Below are 23,409 nucleotides of genomic sequence, written 5' to 3' on the forward strand. Positions count from 1 at the left end.
AATGAGTGAAATTTACTGATATCTTTATTAAACGCCCTGTTTTAGCGGTTTGTATTAGTTTATTAATAACTATTTTAGGATTACAAGCGATTAAAAAATTGCAGGTGCGTGAATATCCAGAGATGACGGTTTCTATTGTAACGGTAAGTGTGAACTATGCAGGTGCCGATGCAGGTTTAATGCAAGCTCTTGTTACCTCACAGTTAGAAGAAGCTGTTGCTCAGGCTGATAATATCGATTATATGACTTCATCAAGTTCGCCAAGTACAGCAACAATTACTGCGAAAATGAAGCTAAATACTGATCCAAATGCGGCACTTTCTGATATTTCAGCTAAAGTCAATGCGGTACGTTCAAACCTACCTCGTGGCATTGATAATCCATCTATCAGGGTTTCAACAGGTTCGAATGATGCGTTAATGTATATTCGATTTGTTTCTGATGAATTAAATACAGCACAAGTAACCGATTATCTAAACCGAGTGGTTAAACCGCAGTTCTTTACCGTAAATGGTGTGTCAAGCGTTGATGTGTATGGCTCAACTTTTGGTTTACGCATTTGGTTAGACCCAGATAAAATGGCGATTCATAAATTATCAGGCTCAGCGGTGTTATCTGCATTAAGTGCTAATAATTTACAAACAGCAGCAGGTAATACTAACGGTTATTATACGGTTTATAAAAACAAAGTATTATCAACTACGCCTTCCGTTGAGGAATTAGAACAAGTAACGATTTCAACAACGGCAGACGGTAGAACGATTAAACTTAAAGATATTGCCACAGTTGAGTTAGATAAATTCCAAGATGTTGCTCGTGCAACAGTAAGCGGCAAAGAAGCGGTTGTTTTAGCGGTGTCTGTTGCAACAACAGCTAACTCGCTTACGGTTGCAAAAGATATTTACCCGATGTTTAAACAGATCGTTAGAAACTTACCGGATAGTATTCAAGGGGATATTGTTTACGATAAAACGATTGCGATTGATAGCTCAATCAACGAAGTTATTCGTACTATTTTAGAAGCAACTGTGATTGTACTCGTGGTCATTATCTTATTCCTAGGCTCACTTCGTGCAATGATTGTACCGGTTATTACCATTCCAATTTCACTTATTGGAGCATTATTCTTACTTCAAATGTTTGGCTTTTCTATCAATCTTCTAACCTTACTGGCTCTAGTGTTGGCAATTGGTTTGGTAGTTGATGATGCAATTGTTGTATTAGAAAATGTAGAACGCCACGTTAAAGAAGGTAAAACACCGTTTGATGCAGCAATTATTGGTACGCGTGAAATTGCGTTACCAGTAATATCAATGACAATCACATTAGCGGCAGTATATTCTCCGATGGCTTTAATGACAGGGGTTACTGGCACGCTTTTTAAAGAATTCGCCTTAACTCTTGCGGGTGCAGTATTTATTTCAGGCATTGTTGCTCTTACCCTCTCGCCAATGATGTCTAGCCGAGTGTTAAAAGAGGAAAAAGAGGGGGAAGAATCTCGTTTTGCTCGCTTTGTGCATCGTACGCTAGATAAAATGACAAACGGCTACACCAATATGCTAAGTGCTGTAATGGCAGTGCGTGGTTTTGTGTTACTTTTTGCGGTATTGATTTTTGCAAGTCTTCCTTTCTTATTTACTTCTCTTTCAAATGAAGTTGCACCAACAGAGGATCGGGGCTTTGTAGTGGGAATTTCAAATGGGCCTTCTAACACAAACTTAGATTATACAGAGGAAGCATTAGCACCATTTAATGAAAAGGTATCAAATATTCCTGAAGTGTCATCGGTAATGACCATATCAGGCATTGGCGGTGGTAGTGGAGCACTATCTATTATTGCGTTAAAAGATTGGAATGAACGTACACGTGGGCGTGCAGAAATCTCCAATGAAATTGCAGCACTGGGCAAAAAAGTCGTTGCAATGGACGTAAATGCGATCGCTTTCCCTGAAATATCAACAGGCGAAAATGGTTTACCATTCTCACTTGTGATTACAAGTGCAGACAGCTATGAAAAACTTGCTATTGTTGCATCAGAGTTCTTGAAAAAAGCACAAGCATCGGGTCAGTTTTTCTTTGCAAACCTAGATTTGAAATTTGACACGGCAACGATGAATATGAAGTTTGACCGTGAAAAAATGGGCGTCTATGGCGTGACGATGCAACAAGTGAGTAGTACATTAGGCGCATTCTTATCAGGAGCCATTATTACCCGTGTAGATATTGACTCCCGTGCTTACCCAATCGTATCTCAAGCCGTGCGTAACGATCGTTTAAACCCTGAAAATTTAATGAACTACTTTGTAACAACCGCAAGCGGGGAATCTATTCCGTTAGGTTCATTTGTTACAATGGAATTAACCACCTCGCTCTCTTCTCTGCCACGTATGAGCCAATTAAACTCCGCAACTATTGGTGGGGTAGTATCAGGCTCTATTGGTGATGCGGTAAACTGGGCGAAAGCAGAGTTAGATCGTACATTGCCAACAGGTTATCAATACGATTTTAGAGGCGAATCTCGCCAATTTATTCAAGAAGGTAACGCAATGGTAATCACATTCGCACTTGCCGTTGTCATTATCTACATTGTGCTAGCAATTCAGTTTGAGTCTTGGCGTGATCCATTCGTCATCTTAGTTTCTGTACCGCTTGCAGTGAGTGGTGCGTTATTAGTAATGAATATTCCATCTGCAATAAAGGGATTGTTTATGGGGATTGCTGCTGGCACAGGATCAAAAGAGATGATGGCTTTTGCTAATAGTATCTGGACAGCAGGTTACACACTGAATATTTACTCACAGGTAGGGTTGATTACTCTTGTTGGCTTGATTACCAAGCACGGTATCTTAATGTGTGAAGTTGCAAAAGAAGAGCAATTAAATCACGGCAAATCCCGCTATGAAGCGATTGTTTATGCAGCCACTGTTCGTTTACGCCCTATTATGATGACCACAGCAGCGATGATTTCAGGCTTAATTCCGCTTCTTTTTGCTGTTGGTGCAGGGGCAACAGCGCGCTTTAGTATGGGGATGGTGATTGTATCTGGCCTTGCCATTGGTACACTTTTTACCTTATTCGTCTTGCCAGTTATCTACACCTTCTTAGGGCAAAAACACAAACCCTTGCGTGAGTTTGATGAGCAAAAATATTTCCCGATGATTAAATAATCATCAATGAATATGAAAGGGCGTTATAACACGCTCTTTTTATTGGCTCAAGCGGTTGAATTTCTCTTATTTTTTGCAAAATATGGAGAAATTCTGACCGCTTGTAAACTGATTTTGCAATCACGTAATCGTTTGCCTATTTACAAAAATAGTGTTCCTCTGTATAATCCGCTCGCAATTTTCCAATACAGTTTTTAAATTTAACCACTTTTTAAGGAATTATTGCAATGTTACGAATCAAGCAAGAAGCCCTCACATTTGATGATGTTCTTCTCGTCCCAGCACATTCAACCGTGCTCCCAAATACTGCTGATCTTTCTACTCAATTAACTAAAACTATCCGTTTAAATATCCCGATGCTTTCCGCCGCGATGGATACCGTAACCGAAACTAAACTGGCGATTTCCCTTGCTCAAGAAGGTGGTATTGGCTTTATCCACAAAAATATGTCGATTGAACGCCAAGCTGACCGTGTGCGTAAAGTGAAAAAATTTGAAAGTGGTATTGTTTCTGAGCCTGAGACGGTTTCGCCTGGTATGACGTTAGCGGAATTAGCCAATTTAGTAAAACAAAATGGCTTTGCAGGTTATCCTGTTGTGGATGAAAACCAAAATTTAGTTGGTATTATTACCGGTCGAGACACACGTTTTGTAAACGATTTAAGTAAAACTGTGCGTGAATTTATGACACCAAAAGAGCGTTTGGTTACCGTTAAAGAAAATGCAACTCGTGAGGAAATTTTCCACCTAATGCACGAGCACCGTGTGGAAAAAGTGTTGGTGGTGAACGATGATTTCAAACTAAAAGGAATGATCACACTCAAAGATTATCAAAAAGCCGAAAGTAAGCCGAATGCGTGTAAAGATGAATTTGGTCGCTTGCGTGTTGGTGCCGCAGTCGGTGCTGGCCCAGGCAATGAGGAGCGTATTGATACGTTAGTGAAAGCGGGTGTGGACGTATTATTAATTGATAGCTCCCACGGTCATTCCGAAGGCGTTTTACAACGTGTGCGTGAAACACGTGCAAAATACCCGAATTTACCGATTGTGGCAGGTAATATCGCCACCGCCGAAGGGGCGATTGCCTTGGCAGACGCTGGAGCAAGTGCGGTGAAAGTCGGTATCGGTCCAGGCTCAATTTGCACCACTCGCATCGTAACTGGCGTAGGTGTGCCACAAATTACCGCGATTGCAGAGGCTGCCGAAGCCTTAAAAGATCGTGGTATCCCTGTGATTGCTGATGGCGGTATTCGCTATTCAGGCGATATTTCCAAAGCGATTGCCGCAGGAGCAAGCTGCGTAATGGTTGGCTCAATGTTCGCTGGCACAGAAGAAGCCCCTGGCGAAATTGAGCTTTACCAAGGCAGAGCCTTCAAATCTTACCGTGGAATGGGCTCACTTGGTGCAATGAGTAAAGGTTCAAGTGACCGCTATTTCCAATCCGACAACGCCGCAGACAAACTCGTGCCAGAAGGCATTGAAGGGCGTATTGCCTACAAAGGCTTCCTAAAAGAAATTATCCACCAACAAATGGGTGGCTTACGTTCTTGTATGGGTTTAACTGGCTGTGCCACTATTGAAGAGTTACGCACCAAAGCCCAATTTGTGCGTATCAGTGGTGCCGGCATTAAAGAATCACACGTTCACGATGTTGCTATTACCAAAGAAGCACCAAACTACCGTATGGGCTAATGGTGTAGGGGCGAATCATTATTCGCCCCTACAATTGTAATATTTTGCGAAAAATTAACCGCTTGTAAAGAGAGGCTCTATGCTCCAAGCTATCATTTTTGATATGGACGGCGTGATTGTCGATACGGAATTTGTCGAATTCGATCTGCAACAACAGTTTATTGAACAGCATAAAGAACACGATGATGAAATCAGTTTCGAGGCGCGTTCGGAAGTATGTGGCAAAGCATTGTCCGATATTCCTGAAATTATGCAACGGCTGACGAAATCGTCCCTCCCTTTGGAAGATCTGAAAACCCGCTATCAGGCATTTTTTGAAAATCTGTTTAACAACGTAGATTATCCGTCGATTTTTCGTTCGGACATCAAGCTGATTTTGGATTACGCCAAAGCAAACAATATCAAACTGGCGGTCGCCTCATCCTCTGCTCTTGCACATATTCAGCGAATTTTGACCGCTTGCGGCATCATTGATGAATTTGATTTAATCGTCAGCGGCGAGCAGTTTGAACACAGTAAACCCGACCCAACGATTTACCGCTACACCTGTGAGAAATTAGGAGTGCCTCCTGAAAATGCCGTGGCGATTGAAGATTCCTACTACGGAATGAAATCTGCAAAAACCGCAGGTTTAACCGTAATTGGCTACGAAGAAAAACGAATGCTAATCGACCAAAGTTTAGCGGATTATATGGGGAAGGATATGGTGGAGATTTTAGGGATTATCCAAGCACGCTATAACCAAGCCAAACAAGCGGGCTGATTTCAAGGAAAATTTGCAAATGGCGGAACTTCAACAACACTTTGGCGAAATTGCCGGTTTAATCCAAACCTCACGGGCGAATGCGTTGCGAGCGGTCAATGCTGAGCTGGTTAATCTCTATTGGAACGTTGGAGCCTATATCAGCCAGAAATTACAACATTCTGAATGGGGCGATAAAACCGTGTCGGAGTTGGCGAAGTTTTTGAAACAGAATGAACCGGATTTGAAAGGTTTTGATCGACGCGGGCTTTATCGTATGGTTCAGTTTTATGAAACCTACGCATTGGAAGAATTTGTGTCACCACTGGTGTCACAAATTGGGCAACGGCAAGGTAAAGAAATCGTGTCACCAGTGGTGACACAATTAGAAAACTCGCCTGAAACCAATATTGTCTCACCAGTGTCGAGACAATTTGTCCCAATGGATATTCGCCAAACTATTCTTGGAAAAGTCAGTTGGACAAACCACTTAATCATTTTCACTCGTTGTAAAATAGATGTGGAACGTGAATTTTATATTCGGATGTCAATCAAAGAACGGTATAGCAAACGAGAACTCGACCGCCAAATTTCCGCTTGTCAATTTGAACGAACAATGTTGGGCAACACGCAACTATCCCCTGCGTTAAAAGAATTTACCCAAGAAATCGAACCCGTTTTTAAAGACAGTTATATTTTTGATTTCCTGAATTTACCTGAAAGCCACAACGAAAGCGATTTGCAAAAAGGCTTAGTTTCGCAAATGAAAAACGTTATTTTGGAACTGGGTAGAGATTTCTTATTTATGGGGCAAGAATATAAATTGCAGGTAGGCAACAGCGATTTCTTTATTGATTTGCTGTTTTATCATCGTGGCTTGCAATGCCTTGTCGCCTTTGAACTGAAAGCCGACAAATTCCGCCCCGAACATTTAGGGCAGCTCAATTTCTATTTAGAGGCTTTAGATCGTGATGTGAAACGGGAAAACGAAAATCCGAGTATCGGTATTTTGCTCTGCAAAGATAAAGATAACGAAGTGGTTGAATACGCTCTAAACCGCAATTTATCGCCGGCAATGGTGGCAGAATATCAGGTGCTACTGCCACAGAAAGAACTGTTGCAACGGAAATTGCGGGAGTTAGAGATCTAAAAGTGCGGTCTGTTTTTGCAAAGTTTTTAAGGAATTTGACCGCTTGTACCAAAGACATTAGGAGAAAAATTATGGGTTTTGATGTTAGCTATCATCCAATCAGTGAAGACGAAATACAACATTGGTATTTTGATGTACTCGAAGATCAAAGTATTATTTCTGACCTAGCAGAAAAATTTGATATAGATCCTTTCTATCAAGAACAATATAGGGAATTTATCCAAGAAGTAAAAAACGAACATCATAATATTTTTGAAAAATATCACGGATTTAATATCGCAATTGCACAGGGATTTGTAAGGAAGTATTTTTATACTCGTGGTTCTGCATTTTCTTTCATTATTGAAAAATATCCAGCTTTTAAAGAATACACTAAACACTGGCAAGATATTTTAAAAAATAAATTTGAGGGTACTATCCACAATCAAATTTTTGAAAACTATTCTTCTGGTGTTTTTATTCCCAATGATAAAGTGAAAAAACTTTTAAATGACTATGAGCATAATGAGAATGTAAGACGTATTTTGGATGAGTCTTATTCACATAAAAGAATTTCGGTATTTTTAAATGCACTAAAATTTGCTCAAGAACATAATGTAGGCTTGCTTGAAGCGACTGATGTCATTACTCCAGACCCTTTGGAACTCAATAATTCCTCCTGTTACTCAAACTTATTTAATTGTGATGTTGAAGGGGCGTTATTATATCAAGAAGCGGTATTTGAACAGTTAAGTGAAGCTCTGCCAAGCAATCCAAATTCAGAAGTATTAACAACGAAGTAAAGCAAGTTTCTCTTTGGCAAAAAATTAAAAATTTCTTTTCTAAGTAAGGCAAAAAATGACAAACATCCACCACCACAAAATTTTAATTTTAGACTTCGGTTCACAATATACCCAACTGATCGCCCGCCGTGTGCGTGAAATCGGGGTCTATTGCGAGCTTTGGGCTTGGGACGTGACCGAAGAGCAGATCCGTGAATTTAACCCGACTGGGATCATCCTTTCGGGTGGGCCGGAAAGCACCACCGAAGCGAACAGCCCACGAGCACCTGAATATGTATTCAACGCCAGTGTGCCGGTACTGGGTATCTGCTACGGTATGCAAACAATGGCGATGCAGTTGGGCGGTTTAACCGAAACTTCCGATCACCGTGAGTTTGGTTATGTCTCTGTTGAGCTGAAATCCGCCGATCAACTTTTTGCAAATTTAAACGATGATTTGACCGCTTGCGATCCGAAATTAGATGTTTGGATGAGCCACGGTGACAAAGTGACCAAGCTCCCAACCAACTTCCAAATCACAGGCGTTACCCCAACCTGCCCGATTGCGGCAATGTCGGACGAAAGCCGTCGTTTCTACGGCGTGCAGTTCCACCCTGAAGTAACCCACACAAAAAGCGGTTTAGAACTTCTAACCAACTTTGTGGTAGGTGTTTGTGGCTGTGAGCGTAACTGGACACCGGAAAACATTATCGAAGATGCCGTTGCTCGCATTAAAGAGCAAGTAGGCGACGATGAAGTCATTTTAGGCTTATCAGGTGGGGTAGATTCGTCTGTAACTGCGTTATTATTACACCGTGCCATCGGCAAAAACTTGCATTGCGTATTCGTGGATAACGGTTTGCTCCGCTTAAACGAAGGCGATCAAGTGATGGAAATGTTCGGCGATAAATTCGGCTTAAACATTACCCGTGTCAATGCGGAAGATCGTTTCTTAGATGCCTTAAAAGGCATTGATGAGCCAGAGGCAAAACGTAAAACTATCGGCAAGGTGTTCGTGGATGTGTTTGATGACGAGAGCAAAAAACTCACTTCAGTAAAATGGCTTGCACAAGGCACGATCTACCCAGATGTGATTGAATCAGCTGCCAGCAAAACAGGCAAAGCTCACGTGATTAAATCGCACCATAACGTGGGCGGTTTACCGGATTATATGAAACTTGGCTTAGTTGAACCATTACGTGAATTGTTTAAAGACGAAGTTCGCAAAATCGGCTTGGCACTTGGCTTACCAGCTGAAATGCTAAACCGTCACCCATTCCCAGGCCCGGGTTTAGGCGTACGTGTACTTGGTGAAATCAAAAAAGAGTACTGTGATTTGCTACGTAAAGCCGATGCAATTTTCATCGAAGAGTTATACAACTCAGATTGGTACTATAAAGTTAGCCAAGCCTTTACTGTATTCCTACCTGTAAAATCGGTGGGCGTAATGGGGGATGGACGTAAATACGACTGGGTTGTGAGCTTACGCGCTGTTGAAACCATCGACTTTATGACCGCACATTGGGCGCATTTACCTTATGATTTATTAGGTAAAATCTCCAACCGTATCATCAACGAAGTGAACGGTATTTCCCGTGTGGTGTATGATGTTAGCGGGAAACCGCCAGCAACGATTGAGTGGGAATAAAATTATAAAGCCTTGTTTTACAAGGCTTTATTTATTTTTGCTGTAATTCTTCCTCAGTTTTTTCTATCAACTCTGTAGCTGAGCAACCTAATCCTTTAGCTAATTTAAAGATGGTTGTGATACTAGGTTGTTGTTGTCCAAGCTCTAATTTACTCACGTAAATGCGTTGCAAATCCGCCTCAAATCCTAGTTCTTCCTGTGATAAATTTTTCTGTTTTCTTAATTGGCGAATAGCTCGACCAAATGCAATAGCGATATTTTCCAAAACCCATACCTTTTATTGTTCCTATAATTGTATGAATTTCAGCAATATGTTATATTTTAGTCTTCATATAGAAGTATGAAATTTTAAATAAATATCCTTAGGAGCTATCAAATGAAAACTAAGTTATATCTTTCTGCTTTAATGTGTTTTGGTTTAAGTGGTTGTCAAGTAGTTACTGATACACTTTCTACCGTTAATGGAGCGTTGAGTTCTGTGAACTCCGCACTTTCCGGTACTGCTGTAACTTCTGCTGCTCAATCTTCCGTTGATAGTGCAGTGAGTGAATAAAGCTAAAGCTAGTCAAGATGCTAAAATTTTATTTAATCAAGCAAAACCTGCAATTTCTAAATATGTGGCTCTGATAGCGTGTAATACCCCGACAAAGCAATTAGCGGCATATAGCGATCCCGATAGTATAGAACCTAACGGTTTAGGTATGCCACAGCATAATATGTCACACCATAAATCAGGGTGCTTAAACGTATTACGCATTGAACGCATTAAAAAATTAGCCGCAAATACGGTTGAATTTCAAGCTGTTTACATTTCTCCACAAAGTGAAGAGGTTGTTAGAAAAACACATCACGCAATTAAACAGCCGAGTGGAGATTGGCTATTTGATTTCTGGGGGCTTTAATTAACAAAAAGCCTCTGTGAAAACACAGAGGCTTTTGCAAAAAATCAGCAGAATTTAACCGCTTGTTATTTCTTTTTGGTCGGGCGTTGCCAGCCTTGAATGTGGCGTTGTGGCACACGGCTAATCACTAGCTCGTTTTCAGCCACATCTTTAGTAACTGTTGCACCAGCTCCGATAGTTGAGCCGTTAGCAATCGTTATTGGTGCAACCAATTGGCTATCTGAGCCGACAAATACATTGTCGCCGATAATAGTTTTGAATTTGTTCGCTCCATCGTAGTTACAGGTGATTACACCTGCACCGATATTACAATCTTTACCCATTTCCGCGTCGCCCACATAGGTTAAGTGGTTTACTTTTGAGCCTTTGCCGATAGTTGCTTTTTTGATTTCGACGAAGTTGCCGATATGGGTTTCTTCCGCTAATTTTGCACCCGGGCGTAAGCGTGAGAACGGACCGATAGCCGATTTTGCCCCAACAATCGAATCTTCAATCACAGAATAAGGTTTGATTTCAACATTGTCGCCGATTTCACAATTTTTTAGTATACAACCAGCACCAATTTTTACGTTGTTACCGAGTTTGATATCGCCTTCTAAAATTACATTTACATCAATCTGCACATCTTTACCGTGAGTGAGTGTGCCACGAATATCAAAACGGCTTGGATCGATAATGGTTACACCTGACAACAGTAATTTTTCCGCCTCACGTTTATGGTAGAAGCGTTCTAATGCAGCGAGTTGTAAACGGTTATTTGCTCCTTCCACTTCCATAAATTCAGTGGCTTGAACCGCTTGTACTTTGAAGCCGTCTTGGTTTGCCATTGCGATCACATCAGTAATGTAATATTCGCCCTGTGCGTTGTTATTATTTAAGTTTTTCAACCATTTCTTGAAGCTTGCACCGCTTGCTACCATTACGCCAGTGTTTACTTCTTTGATACTGAGTTGCTCTTCGTTCGCATCTTTATGTTCAATAATAGCAACAACGGAACCGTTTTCACGAATAATACGTCCATACCCTGTAGGGTCTTCTAATTCAACGGTTAATAATGCAATCCCATTTTCAGGTTTAGCTGCAACCAAACGTGCTAATGTGCTTGGGGTAATTAATGGGGCATCGCCATATAGCATTACAATATTTTCATCATCAGCAAAAAATGGAGCCGCTTGTAGCATTGCGTGCCCTGTGCCTAATTGTTCGGCTTGGAATACCCAGTTTACAGGTTCTTCACTTAGGTGTGCTTTTAATAAATCTGCACCGTGCCCATAAATTAAATGAATTTGCTGAGAATCTAACTGCTTGGCTGTATCAATGACGTGTTTTACCATTGGTTTTCCAGCAATTGGATGTAACACTTTTGGTAAGTCTGAATACATACGGGTTCCTTTACCAGCAGCTAAAATTACAACGCTCAGTTGAGTCATAACAGATCCTTATTTAGTTAATATTTTGCAGTGCTCACTATAACAAGCATAATTTGTGCGATATTTTACTCTTTTTGTAAAATGATTTCATTTATTGATGTGAGAAAATTTCTATTAAGTTTGTTCTTACACTTTTTAAGGGAAGATTTAACTTATCATAGAATTAAATAGGTATTACTTATTTCTTATATTTCTCTACAACTAAAAATCTTTTTGATAGAATGTAAATATGGAGTATATAACTAATTTATATTAAGGAGAATTTATGCCAACAGTACAAAAAGGCCATCAGCCTTTGCCTATTTGGTCACTTTTATTGCCTATAGCAGCTTGGATAATTTATTTTGTTGGAGTGAAAGAGAGTGTTGCTTTACAGTTAGTTGGCGGTGTTTTACTGATTGGAAGCGTGCTTTCTGCTGTTCACCATGCAGAAGTTGTTGCCCATAAAGTAGGAGAGCCATTCGGTACCATTATTCTTGCATTAGCAATCACTGTAATTGAGGTGGCACTTATTGTTTCATTAATGGTTGCAGGTGGAGATAATACCGCTTATTTAGCTCGAGATACTGTTTTTGCGGCAATAATGTTAATTTTAAATGGTATTTTGGGGGGCTGTTTACTAATTGGAGGGTTAAAGCATCACGAACAATTCTTTAGTAAAAAGTCTGCAACGACAGCATTGGTTACGTTAGTTGTGATTTTAGTGATTACCTTAGTTTTACCAAACTTTACTACCAGTACGCTGGGAGCAACTTATAGCCCATCTCAACTGATTTTTGTAGCGATTGCATCAATTGTACTTTATGCATCATTTATTTTGGTTCAGACAGTTCGTCATCGTGACTATTTTTTAGCTGATGATAATAATCCATCACATCACGCAGCACCGCCTTCAGCTAAGATTGCATTGGCTAGTTTACTATTTTTGATTATTTGTTTAGGCATTGTCGTGTTGTTAGCAAAAGCCCTTTCACCTGCGGTTGAGGCAATAGTCGTTGGTGCGGGTGCTCCAGTTGCGTTAGTTGGGGTGATTATTGCGGCTGTTGTACTCTTGCCAGAGGGTGTAGCTGCTTTAACTGCTGCACACCGTAACCGTTTACAAACCAGTATAAACCTTGCATTAGGTTCAGCACTGGCAAGTATCGGCTTAACAATCCCTGCAGTCGTGATCGTATGCTTGATTTTTGACATTAATATGGTATTAGGGCTAGATTGGAAATCAATGGTATTATTATCGCTCTCTTCTTTTGTAGCAATGCTTTCGCTTAACCACGGACAAACTAATATGTTATACGGTATAGTGTTATTGGTTATTTTAGCGACTTATGTATTTACCGTTATTGTTCCTTAGCGTGCGGAAATCATCTATGCCATAAGAGATAGTGGGGAAATCCCACTATCTCTTGAATTATTTAATTTAGCCCTTATTAAAGACTAAATTTAACTTAAAAGAAAGAAAAATGGGTAAAAAACGTAGTGCAAGCTCCTCTCGTTGGCTTGCAGAGCATTTTAAAGATCAATTTGTGCAAAAAGCACATAAGCAAAAATTACGTTCACGTGCTTATTTTAAGCTAGACGAAATTCAGCAAACTGACCGCTTGTTTAAGCTTGGAATGACGGTTGTCGACCTTGGTGCTGCACCAGGAGGGTGGTCACAATATGTGGTGACACAAATTGGTAGTAAAGGTAGAGTCATTGCTTGTGATATTTTAGATATGAACCCGATTGCAGGAGTAGATTTCTTGCAAGGTGATTTCCGTGAAGAGTCCGTTTTGAATGCATTGTTGGAACGAGTAGGCGAAGACAAAGTTGATGTAGTAATGTCTGATATGGCACCGAATTTTAGTGGTATGCCATCTGTAGATATTCCTCGTGCAATGTATTTAGTGGAATTAGCCTTAGATATGTGTCGCCAAGTATTAGCTCCAAAGGGAAGCTTTGTGGTGAAAGTATTTCAAGGTGAGGGATTTGACGAATATCTCAGGGAAATACGTTCCTTATTTAGTGTTGTAAAAGTTAGGAAGCCAGAAGCTTCACGAGATCGCTCACGAGAAGTCTATATTGTTGCGACTGGCTATAAAGACTAGAAACCACGCAAGCGGTTGTTTTTTGCTAAAAATTTGCAAAAAAATTAGGAAATTTGACCGCTTTTATAGTAACCTTGAATAGATTTTTATTAAGAGAATAGGGGATTAACCTTGAACGATATGGTTAAAAATATTTTACTTTGGGTTGTGATTGCTGTTGTGCTGATGACAGCTTACGAAGGTTTCAATTCTAATTTTGGTAGTAGTTCAAACACCGTACCATATTCGACTTTTTTAAGTGATATCAAAGAGAATCGCTTACAAGGTGTCGATTTTAAACAAAATAATGACACTATTATGGTGACAAAAAATGATGGTGCAACTTATCAAACTGTAATGCCAATGTATGATGAATACCTGATGGCAGATTTAGCCAAGACGAATGCAGTGATTACAGGACAACCAGCGGAACGTAGAGGATTATTATCACAAATCTTAATTTCTTGGTTCCCGATGCTATTATTAATTGGTTTCTACATCTTCTATATGCGACAAATGCAAGGTGGCGGCGGACGTGGAGCAATGGGGTTTGGCAAAAGCAAAGCAAAAATGCTGACTGCAGAAGAAATCAAAACTCGTTTTTCTGATGTTGCAGGTTGTGATGAAGCGAAAGAAGAAGTAGGTGAAGTGGTTGAATTTTTACGCGATCCAGCTAAATTCCAAAAACTAGGCGGACGTATTCCTAAAGGGATATTAATGGTAGGTCCTCCAGGTACGGGTAAAACCTTACTAGCCAAAGCCATTGCTGGTGAAGCTAAAGTGCCGTTTTTTACAATGGCGGGTTCAGACTTTGTAGAAATGTTTGTAGGTGTTGGTGCTTCTCGCGTTCGTGATTTATTTGAGCAAGCAAAGAAAAATGCACCTTGTATTATTTTCATTGATGAAATTGATGCGGTTGGTCGTAAACGTGGTGGTGCAGGCTTTAGTGGTGGTAATGATGAGCGTGAACAAACACTGAACCAAATGCTCGTAGAAATGGATGGTTTTGAAGGTTCAGAAGGCGTAATTATTATTGCTGCCACAAACCGTGCGGATGTGCTTGATGATGCTCTAACACGTCCAGGTCGCTTTGACCGCCAAGTTACAGTAGATTTACCGAATGTGAAAGGGCGAGAGCAAATTTTGAAAGTTCACTTGAAAAAAGTACCGCTTGCAGAAGGTGTTGATCCAATGCAAATTGCACGAGGTACCCCTGGTTACTCAGGGGCACAATTAGCTAACTTGGTAAATGAAGCGGCATTGTTCGCCGCGCGTAAAAACAAGCGTGTAGTAACAATGGAAGACTTTGAAGAAGCCCGTGATAAAATCAATATGGGACCAGAGCGTCGTTCAAATACGATGACCGAAAAAGAGATCATCAATACTGCTTATCACGAAGCTGGGCACGTTATTGTCGGTTATCTAATGCCAGAACACGACCCACTTAATAAAGTAACCATCGTACCTCGTGGTCAAGCGTTAGGTTTTGCCCAATTTTTACCAGAGGGCGACCGTGTAAGTGAAACTTTTACGAAATTAGAAAGCCAGCTTTCAACGCTATTTGCAGGGCGTATTGCAGAAGGGTTGATCTTTGGGGACGATAAAATTACCACTGGGGCTTCTTCGGATATCCACCGTGCAACGCAAATTGCACGTGCAATGGTAACACAGTGGGGATTCTCGAAAGAGTTAGGTCCAATCTTTTATCAAAATGAAGATGGAATGGGCGCAATTAAAGGCGTATCAGAAGAATCTCAAAAGCTGATTGATACTGAAATGCGTAAGATTATTGATAGAAACTATCAACGAGCAAAACAAACATTAGAAGACAATATGGACATCTTACACGCAATGAAAGATGCCTTATTAAAATACGAAACGCTTGATAGTAAACAAATTGATGATCTAATGGCTCGTCGTCCAGTAGGAGAACCTTCGGGTTGGAGTGATACACCTACAAAAGATGATAATGCAACGCCACCAAGTGGTGAGCAAGCAGCAGATACAACCTCTATCACTTTAGATGATAAGCCTGTTAAGGATAACAATATTGGCGATTCTCTGGCTGATTCTAAAGCTAGAGAGTGATAGATAGATGAAAACCGAGAGTAATTTACTCTCGGTTTTTTGTTATGACAAGCGGTTATTTTTTATTAAAATTTTACCAATATAAGACATTAGGCGATTGTACTTATTTCTTTCCATTTGTAACAAATTTTTTACTAGCAAAAAGGTGCTTTCTCCACTAAAATCATTTTGTATGTTAATAAGAAAAACAGAGGTTATTATGCAATTTTTCAAGATCGCTAATGAGGGAGTGAAATCGCTTTCGCCTTATCAAGCGGGCAAGCCTATCGAAGAGTTGGAGCGTGAATTAGGTATTCAAAATATTATTAAACTTGCTTCAAATGAAAATCCATTTGGTTTTCCTGAGAGTGCGAAACAAGCAATTATTAGCCAGTTTGAACACCTCACTCGTTACCCTGATTCAAATGGTTTTGAACTCAAATCAACGATTGCTAAAAAGTTCAATTTACACCCAAATCAAATTACCTTAGGTAATGGCTCAAATGATTTATTAGAGCTTTTTGCTCATACTTTTGCAAACGATAAAGATGAGATTATTTATTCACAATATGCCTTTATTGTTTATCCCCTTGTTACAAAAGCGATTAATGCAATCGCGCGTGAAATTCCTGCAAAAAATTGGGGACATCATTTAGATGGTTTTTTAGCCGCAATCAATGAAAAAACCAAGCTTATTTTTATTGCAAACCCAAATAATCCAACAGGAAATTTCTTAACTCAAGCTGAAATAGAAGCCTTTTTAGTAAAAGTGCCGAATAATGTAATTGTCGTCTTAGATGAGGCTTACACTGAATTTACTGAAGTGGGAGAACGGGTTGATTCTTTTGGCTTATTAGCTAAATATCCAAATTTAATTGTTTCTCGCTCACTTTCTAAAGCCTATGGGTTGGCGGGCCTTCGTATTGGTTATGCCGTATCAAATTCTGAAATTGCTGATTTATTGAACCGTGTTCGCCAACCGTTTAATTGTAATAGCCTTGCGTTAGCCTCAGCGATTGCAGTCATGAATGATGATGCGTTTGTGCAAAAAGTGGCAAAAAATAACCGCTTGGAAATGGCTCGTTATGAGGCGTTTTGTCAGGCAAATAGATTGGAATATATCCCTTCTAAAGGCAATTTTATTACGATTGACTTTAAATGCCCTGCGGTACCTATTTATGATGCACTATTGCGTGAAGGTGTGATTGTTCGCCCAATTGCAGGTTACGGAATGCCGAATCATTTGCGTGTGAGTATTGGATTGCCTGAAGAAAATGATAGATTCTTTGCTGCATTATTGAAAATTTTAGCTTAACAAGCGGTCTTTTTTTATCAAAATTTTACAAATTAAATGAACAAATGGAAAAACTAACTCTAGCCCCCATTTCCCGTGTAGAAGGGGAAATTAATTTACCAGGCTCAAAAAGCCTTTCTAACCGTGCATTGTTACTCGCAGCCCTCGCTAAAGGTACAACACGGGTTACCAACTTATTAGATAGCGATGATATCCGCCATATGCTTAATGCCTTAAAAGCGCTAGGCGTGCAGTATGAATTATCCGCAGATAAAACTATTTGTGTAGTAGAAGGGATTGGCGGTGCTTTTCAGGCTCAGAATGGCTTGTCTCTCTTTTTAGGCAATGCAGGCACAGCTATGCGTCCCTTAGCAGCTGCACTGTGTTTAAAGGGAGAAAGCAATGCTCAGATTATTTTAACTGGCGAACCTCGAATGAAAGAGCGTCCAATACAGCATTTAGTGGATGCGTTACGTCAAGTCGGTGCGAACGTGCAATATTTAGAAAATGAGGGCTATCCTCCGCTTGCCATTACAAATAGTGGTTTAAACGGCGGAAAAGTACAAATTGATGGTTCTATATCTAGCCAATTTCTAACCGCATTGTTAATGTCAGCCCCATTGGCGGAAAATGATATGGAAATTGAGATTATTGGCGATCTAGTATCAAAACCTTATATCGATATTACTCTTGCGATGATGAGTGATTTTGGTGTAAGCATTGAAAATCGTGATTACAAAACGTTTTTAGTGAAAGGAAATCAACGCTATATTGCACCAAAAGGCAATTACTTGGTGGAAGGCGATGCCTCATCGGCTTCTTACTTTTTGGCAGCGGGAGCAATTAAAGGCAATGTAAAAGTAACGGGTATTGGTAAAAAATCAATACAAGGTGACCGCTTGTTTGCTGATGTGTTAGAGAAAATGGGAGCAAAAATTACTTGGGGAGACGATTTCATTCAAGCAGAGCAGATGCCATTAAAAGGTGTTGATATGGATATGAATCACATTCCCGATGCCGCAATGACGATTGCTACAGCAGCCCTTTTTGCGGAAGGGGAAACTGTTATTCGTAATATCTATAATTGGCGAGTAAAAGAAACAGACCGTTTAACTGCAATGGCAACTGAACTACGTAAAATTGGCGCAGAAGTTGAAGAAGGGAAAGATTTTATCCGTATTCAACCACTTGTGTTAGATAAATTCCAACACGCAGACATTGAAACCTATAACGATCATCGAATGGCGATGTGTTTTTCACTTATCGCATTATCGGATACGCCAGTAACGATTTTAGATCCAAATTGTACAGCGAAGACATTCCCAACCTATTTTACTGAGTTTGAAAAATTATCGGTAAGATAAAACTAAAAAGGATTTAGCTTAAAGCTAAATCCTTTTTTAGGTTATATGCTATAGCCAGCCGCCGTTATTACGTTTTCGGCGAGGAATCAGTAATGGCACAATTAAGCCAAGTAATAATCCTGCACCTAATACGGTACCGCCGTAAATGAACCATTGAATCACAATTTCACGTTTTTCAGAATCGTGCATCGTTTCTAAATCACGATTTTTATTTTTTAAGATTTCTAGCTCACGCTTTAGTTGTGAATTTTCAGCCACTAAAGCGCTGCTTTTTTGTATAGCATCTTGTGTTCTTCTCTGCATTTCTGCAGTACGTTGTTGCCACTCAGCATCAATTTTACTTAAGCGATTAGCCAAATCTTGCACTTGCTGATTTAATTGTGGAATGCGCTCTTTCGGACTGGCTGTATTGCTTAAATCTGAGTTTAAAACCCATCCCTCACGATTTCTAGCATCTCTAATTAAGCTATAACGTTCTTTTTTATCTAATACTTTTACCTTCTCGCCTGCTTGGATCGCACCAGAAATTCTAAAATTATCTCCTGCACCTTTACGCATATAGGTACTAAGATTTTCGCTAATATATTGCGTTTGAGCCAGTGTAGGTAAAGCTGTACAGCACATAAGCCCTGCGAGCAAATAAACGATTTTTTTCATAACCCTCCCTGCAATCTAAAGTGGCGAAGGGGTAAACAGAATCACCCCTAAGAATAGTAAGTGAATTAAATAAAAATTACACTCAAAATATGGTAAATCACAATCGCAAGTAATGCACCTGCTGGTAGTGTGATGACCCAAGACGCAATAATATTGCGAATGACGTCAAGATTAAGTGCGGCAATACCTCGTGCAAAGGCAACACCAATTACAGCACCTACAAGAGTTTGAGTTGTCGAAATTGGAAGCCCCGTACCTGAGGCAATGACAACTGTAATTGAACAAGCAAATTGTGCGGCAAAACCACGACTTGGCGTTAAGTCTGTAATGCCTGTACCGATAGTTCCCATTACTTTATGCCCCATTACGGCAAGACCAATGGCGATACCCACAGCACCTAATGGTAGAACCCAAGGAGCCATGATAGTCTTTCCTTCAATTATACCGCCATGATCAACGATAGATACTACCGCCGCTAAAGGTCCGATGGCGTTAGCAACGTCATTTGAACCATGTGCAAAAGCCATTGCACAAGCCGTAATTAGCATTAAAATACTAAATACTTTTTCTACGCCGCTGAATGCAGAGCTATCTTTTAGACTCGTTTTAAATACATTACTACGAAGATAAAAAACGCAAATAACCGCACAAATTACAGCAATTGTTGCTGAAAGAATGGCAGTTTGTAAGCCAGTTAAATTTAAACCAACGTGTTTAAGCCCTTTTTCTAACGTAACGATACAAATAATAAAGACGGTTAGAGCAGTATAATAAGGAGCATACTTCTCTGCATTTTTCATTGGGGCTTCAGTATCAAAAATCATCTTTTGTGTAGAGGTAAAGATGAAATAGGCAACAATCCCTGCAATAAATGGAGTAATAAACCAGCTACCTACAATACCGCTAAATTGAGACCATTGCACTGCTTCCATTCCAACTGAAATTACTGCAAAACCAACAATTGCCCCAATAATAGAGTGTGTCGTTGAAACTGGCCAACCTTTTTGTGAGGCAACTACTAACCAGATACCCGCTGCAAAGAGTGCTGACATCATACCGAGAATAAGTATGTCAGGATGCCCTATAAAAGCATCAGTAGAAATGATACCGCTTTTAATAGTCTCCGCGACTTCTCCACCTGCAAGATAAGCACCAAAAAATTCAAAAACTAATGCAATATAGATAGCTTGTTTGGCGGTAATAGTACGAGAACCGACAGCAGTCCCCATTGCATTTGCGACGTCATTAGCACCTATACCAAAGGCCATAATAAAGCCAAAAATAGCGGTAATGACGACGATAATAAACCCGTAGTTATTAATCAGTTCCATTGTAACTTCCTATGATTTAGCTAACATCAATTCAATTCGAGAACCGATTCGTTGGGCTTGATCGGCTAAAACACTAATACGTTCGATACATTTATATAAGAACATAACATCAATTGGGTTAAGTGTTTTTTCTAATGATAATAGTGTATGACGTAATGTGATTTGATATTGATCTGTATCATCTTCAATTTGGTCAAGTTCAAGGATCATTTTATTGACGAAATCAAGCTCTCTGCCTCTAAAGCCAGTTTCTAACAATTGATCCATTTCATCTAATACCTTGCTAACTTGACGACTAGCGTCAATGCTACGAGAAAGGAATTTTTTGAAAAGCGGTTGCATTTCAGTAGGAATGACTAATTGACGTCCAATGATACGGCCAGAAATATCTCTTGAGTAGTTTGCCAGTTTGTCTAGCTGTGTAACTAACTCTAATAAGTCTGTTCTTTCGAGAGGCATAAATAAGCCACGAGGGAGTTTTAAGCGAATTTCACGTTTTAAAGAGTCTGCTCGGCGTTCTAAATCAACTATTTGACCTCGCACTTCTGCTGCTTTTTCCCAATTATGTACAAAAGTAGCTTCAAAAAAAGGTTCTAATAACTCGCTACATTCTGTCACTTTATTGGAGTGTTTTTGCAGCGGTTTAAGTGGGGACTGGGCGAATAAACCTAAAATGTTATTCAATGCCATAGAATATCTCCATAATGATAATATTTACAAGGACTCTAAAAAGTCCTGCGTATTTTACTTGATGTATTCATAAAGATCACGATATAAAGCCTGTTTTTTGAACAAGCGGTTGAGTTTTGTGAGAATTTTGTAACATTTTGAATAAATCCAATCGCTTGTAGTTCTTTCTGGAAAATGCAAATTTCAATTTAATTCAAATTCCGATAAACTATAGACAGTCAAAAAGATCATTAATAAGAGATAAAAATGGCAGAATATAACGGAACATCCCGTGGAAAAATGAACGATAAACAAGTCGAGCAAATCAGTATTTCCCCCCACTCTATTGAGGCAGAACAGGCAGTGCTTGGCGGTATTATGCTGAGTAACGAGCATTGGGATAACGTTGCAGAGCGTCTGCAACCGCACGACTTTTATAACTACGCACATCGTATTATTTTTGAGCAAATGGCGGATTTGGTGCGAGCAAATAAGCCCGTTGATATTATTACCCTAGACCAAGCGTTAAAAGATAAGGGCGTGTTACAAGATGTAGGAGGCTTTGCTTATCTTGCCGAAATTTCAAAAAATACGCCAAGTGCCGCTAATATTCTTGCTTATGCGAATATCGTACGTGATCGTTCTGATTTAAGAAGCGTGATCAGTGCGGGAAATAAAATTGCGGAAATGGGTTATAAAACCAAAGGGCGAACGTCTAAAGAAGTGTTGGATGAAGCCGAGCGAATTGTATTTGAAATTGCGGAAAAACGCCACAATGCAAATGAAGGTCCGCAACGTATTGATGATATTTTATTAAAAACGCTCGCAAGAATGGATATGCTATCTAAAAATCGCCATAATGGCGGGATAACTGGCGTTTCAACAGGCTTTACCGATCTGAATAAAAAAACAGCAGGTTTACAGCCATCTGATTTGATTATTGTGGCAGCACGCCCTTCAATGGGGAAAACTACCTTTGCGATGAATCTGTGTGAAAATGCGTCATTACTGGATATTGAAGACAAAGATGACTTAGATGAAAATGGCAATCCGAAGAAAAAACCAGCAAAACCAGTGTTAATTTTCAGCCTTGAAATGCCAGCAGACCAAATTATGATGCGTATGTTGGCGTCACTTTCTCGGGTGGATCAAACTAAGATCCGAACTGGGCAAATTTCAGATGATGAAGACACGGCGAAAATTTCCAGCACAATGGCCATTTTACAGGAGCGGAATAATATCTATATTGATGATAGTTCAGGCTTAACACCCACAGAGCTTCGCTCTAGAGCCAGACGTATTTATCGTGAAAATGGTGGCTTGAGCTTGATTATGGTGGATTATTTGCAGTTAATGCGAGCCCCAGGTTTTTCTGAAAACCGAACTCTTGAAATCGCAGAAATTTCTCGCTCATTAAAAGCCTTAGCCAAAGAGTTAGAAGTACCTGTAGTGGCACTTTCTCAGTTAAACCGTAGCTTAGAACAACGTGCAGACAAACGCCCTGTCAACTCTGATTTACGTGAGTCTGGTTCTATTGAGCAAGATGCAGACTTAATTATGTTTATTTATCGTGATGAAGTATATAACGATAATTCCGATCTCAAGGGCATTGCTGAAATTATTATTGGTAAACAGCGTAATGGCCCAATTGGGCGTGTGAGATTAACGTTTCAGGGGCAATATTCCCGATTTGATAATTATAGTGGTGGACATTATGACGATGAATACTAAGCCAATGACGCTTTGTGCGATTTACAAAAGCAAAATAAAAGAAGAAATGTATTTATATGTAGAGAAGCGAAATCAATTTGAACAGGTACCAGAAACGTTACGCCAAATGTTTGGCAAGCCTGAATTTGTGATGATGTTTAACTTAATGGGCGACAAGCCTCTCGTTCGAGCTAAAAATGAAGAGGTTCTGCAAAAATTAGCAGAGCAAGGCTACTATTTGCAAATGCCACCTCCGCCTGAAAATCTGCACCACGCTTTTCTTGCACAACATAAAGGGAAGAAATAATGCGTTGTCCATTTTGCTCAATGGAAGAAACTAAGGTAGTTGACTCACGATTAGCTGCAAATGGCTACCAAATTCGCCGTCGTCGTGAGTGCGTAGGGTGTAAAGAACGCTTTACTACTTTTGAATCGGCGGAATTAGTTGTGCCTTATGTCATTAAAAATAATGGTAATCGAGAGCCATTTGATGCGGAAAAACTCAGAGTGGGCTTAAGACGTGCGTTAAATAAACGCCCCGTGAGTACTGATGATGTTGAAAAAGCGATTAGTCAAATGATTATTCAGTTACAAGCTATGGGGGAGCGAGAAGTACCGAGTCGCCATATTGGCACTCTTGCAATGAATGTGCTAAAACAGTTAGATAAAGTTGCCTATATCCGTTTTGCCTCTATTTATTTGAGCTTTAGCGATATTGAAGAATTTACGAAAGAAATAGAGAAACTAAAAGAATAAAGGA

Annotated in this window: 22 protein-coding genes; 17 read left to right on the top strand and 5 right to left on the bottom strand. The window is 39.9% G+C overall.

Annotation, left to right across the window (positions count from 1 at the left end; translation table 11 throughout):
- Positions 1-5 precede the first annotated feature (5 nt).
- From HV560_RS07010 to guaA, 7 genes are all read left to right on the top strand, one after another.
- Positions 6-3,167 (top strand): efflux RND transporter permease subunit, encoded by a 3,162-nt coding sequence (locus HV560_RS07010; protein WP_176812509.1) that lies wholly within the window; start codon positions 6-8, stop codon positions 3,165-3,167.
- Positions 3,168-3,173: 6 nt separating this feature from the next.
- The gene (locus HV560_RS07015; RefSeq protein WP_159629726.1) at positions 3,174-3,365 is read left to right on the top strand and encodes a hypothetical protein; all 192 of its coding nucleotides are present in this window, start codon (positions 3,174-3,176) and stop codon (positions 3,363-3,365) included.
- Between the two features lie 29 nt (positions 3,366-3,394).
- Positions 3,395-4,858 carry an IMP dehydrogenase gene (guaB, locus tag HV560_RS07020; RefSeq protein WP_176812510.1) on the top strand — a complete coding sequence of 488 codons (1,464 nt, stop codon included), beginning with the start codon at positions 3,395-3,397 and terminating at the stop codon, positions 4,856-4,858.
- Between the two features lie 79 nt (positions 4,859-4,937).
- The gene (locus HV560_RS07025; protein WP_176812511.1) at positions 4,938-5,621 is read left to right on the top strand and encodes an HAD family hydrolase; all 684 of its coding nucleotides are present in this window, start codon (positions 4,938-4,940) and stop codon (positions 5,619-5,621) included.
- 19 nt (positions 5,622-5,640) lie between these two features.
- Complete coding sequence (locus HV560_RS07030) at positions 5,641-6,750, top strand: PDDEXK nuclease domain-containing protein (RefSeq protein ID WP_176812512.1); 1,110 nt, start codon at positions 5,641-5,643, stop codon at positions 6,748-6,750.
- A 71-nt stretch (positions 6,751-6,821) separates the two neighbouring features.
- A complete protein-coding gene (locus HV560_RS07035) occupies positions 6,822-7,532 on the top strand; it encodes a hypothetical protein (protein WP_176812513.1) in 711 nt (236 codons plus the stop codon).
- A gap of 55 nt (positions 7,533-7,587) precedes the next feature.
- Positions 7,588-9,159 carry a glutamine-hydrolyzing GMP synthase gene (gene guaA / locus HV560_RS07040; RefSeq protein WP_176812514.1) on the top strand — a complete coding sequence of 524 codons (1,572 nt, stop codon included), beginning with the start codon at positions 7,588-7,590 and terminating at the stop codon, positions 9,157-9,159.
- Between the two features lie 31 nt (positions 9,160-9,190).
- On the opposite strand, the gene HV560_RS07045 is transcribed toward guaA, so the two are convergent.
- Positions 9,191-9,424: a helix-turn-helix domain-containing protein gene (locus HV560_RS07045; RefSeq protein WP_176812515.1), complete on the bottom strand. Its 234-nt coding sequence runs from the start codon at positions 9,422-9,424 to the stop codon at positions 9,191-9,193.
- Between the two features lie 111 nt (positions 9,425-9,535).
- Here HV560_RS07045 and HV560_RS07050 point away from each other — a divergent pair, with 111 nt between their 5' ends.
- Positions 9,536-9,712, top strand: a complete 177-nt coding sequence (locus HV560_RS07050; RefSeq protein ID WP_176812516.1) for a hypothetical protein — start codon at positions 9,536-9,538, stop codon at positions 9,710-9,712.
- The gene (locus HV560_RS07055; RefSeq protein ID WP_176812517.1) at positions 9,705-10,061 is read left to right on the top strand and encodes a hypothetical protein; all 357 of its coding nucleotides are present in this window, start codon (positions 9,705-9,707) and stop codon (positions 10,059-10,061) included. Before HV560_RS07050 ends, HV560_RS07055 begins: the two co-directional genes overlap by 8 nt.
- Before the next feature lie 65 nt (positions 10,062-10,126).
- Here HV560_RS07055 and glmU read toward each other — a convergent pair whose 3' ends face one another.
- Positions 10,127-11,491 (bottom strand): bifunctional UDP-N-acetylglucosamine diphosphorylase/glucosamine-1-phosphate N-acetyltransferase GlmU, encoded by a 1,365-nt coding sequence (glmU, locus tag HV560_RS07060; protein WP_176812518.1) that lies wholly within the window; start codon positions 11,489-11,491, stop codon positions 10,127-10,129.
- 265 nt (positions 11,492-11,756) lie between these two features.
- Between glmU and HV560_RS07065 the strand changes: the two genes are divergently transcribed.
- The 5 genes from HV560_RS07065 to aroA all read left to right on the top strand — a co-directional run bounded on the left by HV560_RS07065 (position 11,757) and on the right by aroA (position 18,282).
- On the top strand, positions 11,757-12,842 hold the full coding sequence (locus HV560_RS07065) for a calcium:cation antiporter (RefSeq protein ID WP_176808353.1): 1,086 nt from the start codon (positions 11,757-11,759) through the stop codon (positions 12,840-12,842).
- A 109-nt stretch (positions 12,843-12,951) separates the two neighbouring features.
- The gene (gene rlmE / locus HV560_RS07070; protein WP_159629746.1) at positions 12,952-13,578 is read left to right on the top strand and encodes a 23S rRNA (uridine(2552)-2'-O)-methyltransferase RlmE; all 627 of its coding nucleotides are present in this window, start codon (positions 12,952-12,954) and stop codon (positions 13,576-13,578) included.
- A gap of 120 nt (positions 13,579-13,698) precedes the next feature.
- Positions 13,699-15,645, top strand: a complete 1,947-nt coding sequence (ftsH, locus tag HV560_RS07075) for an ATP-dependent zinc metalloprotease FtsH (RefSeq protein ID WP_159629748.1) — start codon at positions 13,699-13,701, stop codon at positions 15,643-15,645.
- 199 nt (positions 15,646-15,844) lie between these two features.
- Positions 15,845-16,939 carry a histidinol-phosphate transaminase gene (gene hisC, locus HV560_RS07080; protein WP_176812519.1) on the top strand — a complete coding sequence of 365 codons (1,095 nt, stop codon included), beginning with the start codon at positions 15,845-15,847 and terminating at the stop codon, positions 16,937-16,939.
- A gap of 44 nt (positions 16,940-16,983) precedes the next feature.
- A complete protein-coding gene (gene aroA / locus HV560_RS07085; RefSeq protein WP_176812520.1) occupies positions 16,984-18,282 on the top strand; it encodes a 3-phosphoshikimate 1-carboxyvinyltransferase in 1,299 nt (432 codons plus the stop codon).
- Between the two features lie 48 nt (positions 18,283-18,330).
- Here the strand turns inward: aroA and HV560_RS07090 are convergent, their stop codons facing one another.
- The 3 genes from HV560_RS07090 to HV560_RS07100 form a co-directional block, all read right to left on the bottom strand.
- Entirely contained in the window at positions 18,331-18,906 is a 576-nt protein-coding gene (locus HV560_RS07090; RefSeq protein WP_238348746.1) for a TIGR04211 family SH3 domain-containing protein, read from the bottom strand.
- Positions 18,907-19,004: 98 nt separating this feature from the next.
- The gene (locus tag HV560_RS07095) at positions 19,005-20,270 is read right to left on the bottom strand and encodes an inorganic phosphate transporter (protein ID WP_176808357.1); all 1,266 of its coding nucleotides are present in this window, start codon (positions 20,268-20,270) and stop codon (positions 19,005-19,007) included.
- A 9-nt stretch (positions 20,271-20,279) separates the two neighbouring features.
- Positions 20,280-20,960: a TIGR00153 family protein gene (locus HV560_RS07100; RefSeq protein ID WP_176808358.1), complete on the bottom strand. Its 681-nt coding sequence runs from the start codon at positions 20,958-20,960 to the stop codon at positions 20,280-20,282.
- A gap of 246 nt (positions 20,961-21,206) precedes the next feature.
- On the opposite strand from HV560_RS07100, the gene HV560_RS07105 reads away from it, so the two are divergent.
- Genes HV560_RS07105 through nrdR form a run of 3 tightly spaced genes read left to right on the top strand, consistent with a single transcriptional unit; the run spans position 21,207 to position 23,405 of the window.
- Positions 21,207-22,670 carry a replicative DNA helicase gene (locus HV560_RS07105; protein ID WP_159629760.1) on the top strand — a complete coding sequence of 488 codons (1,464 nt, stop codon included), beginning with the start codon at positions 21,207-21,209 and terminating at the stop codon, positions 22,668-22,670.
- On the top strand, positions 22,654-22,956 hold the full coding sequence (locus tag HV560_RS07110; protein WP_371739898.1) for a YcgL domain-containing protein: 303 nt from the start codon (positions 22,654-22,656) through the stop codon (positions 22,954-22,956). The genes HV560_RS07105 and HV560_RS07110 overlap by 17 nt, the downstream gene beginning before the upstream one ends.
- The gene (nrdR, locus tag HV560_RS07115) at positions 22,956-23,405 is read left to right on the top strand and encodes a transcriptional regulator NrdR (protein ID WP_159629764.1); all 450 of its coding nucleotides are present in this window, start codon (positions 22,956-22,958) and stop codon (positions 23,403-23,405) included. The genes HV560_RS07110 and nrdR overlap by 1 nt, the downstream gene beginning before the upstream one ends.
- Positions 23,406-23,409: the final 4 nt, after the last annotated feature.

This window comes from Mannheimia pernigra, from assembly GCF_013377995.1.
Classification (GTDB): Bacteria; Pseudomonadota; Gammaproteobacteria; order Enterobacterales; family Pasteurellaceae; genus Mannheimia; species Mannheimia pernigra.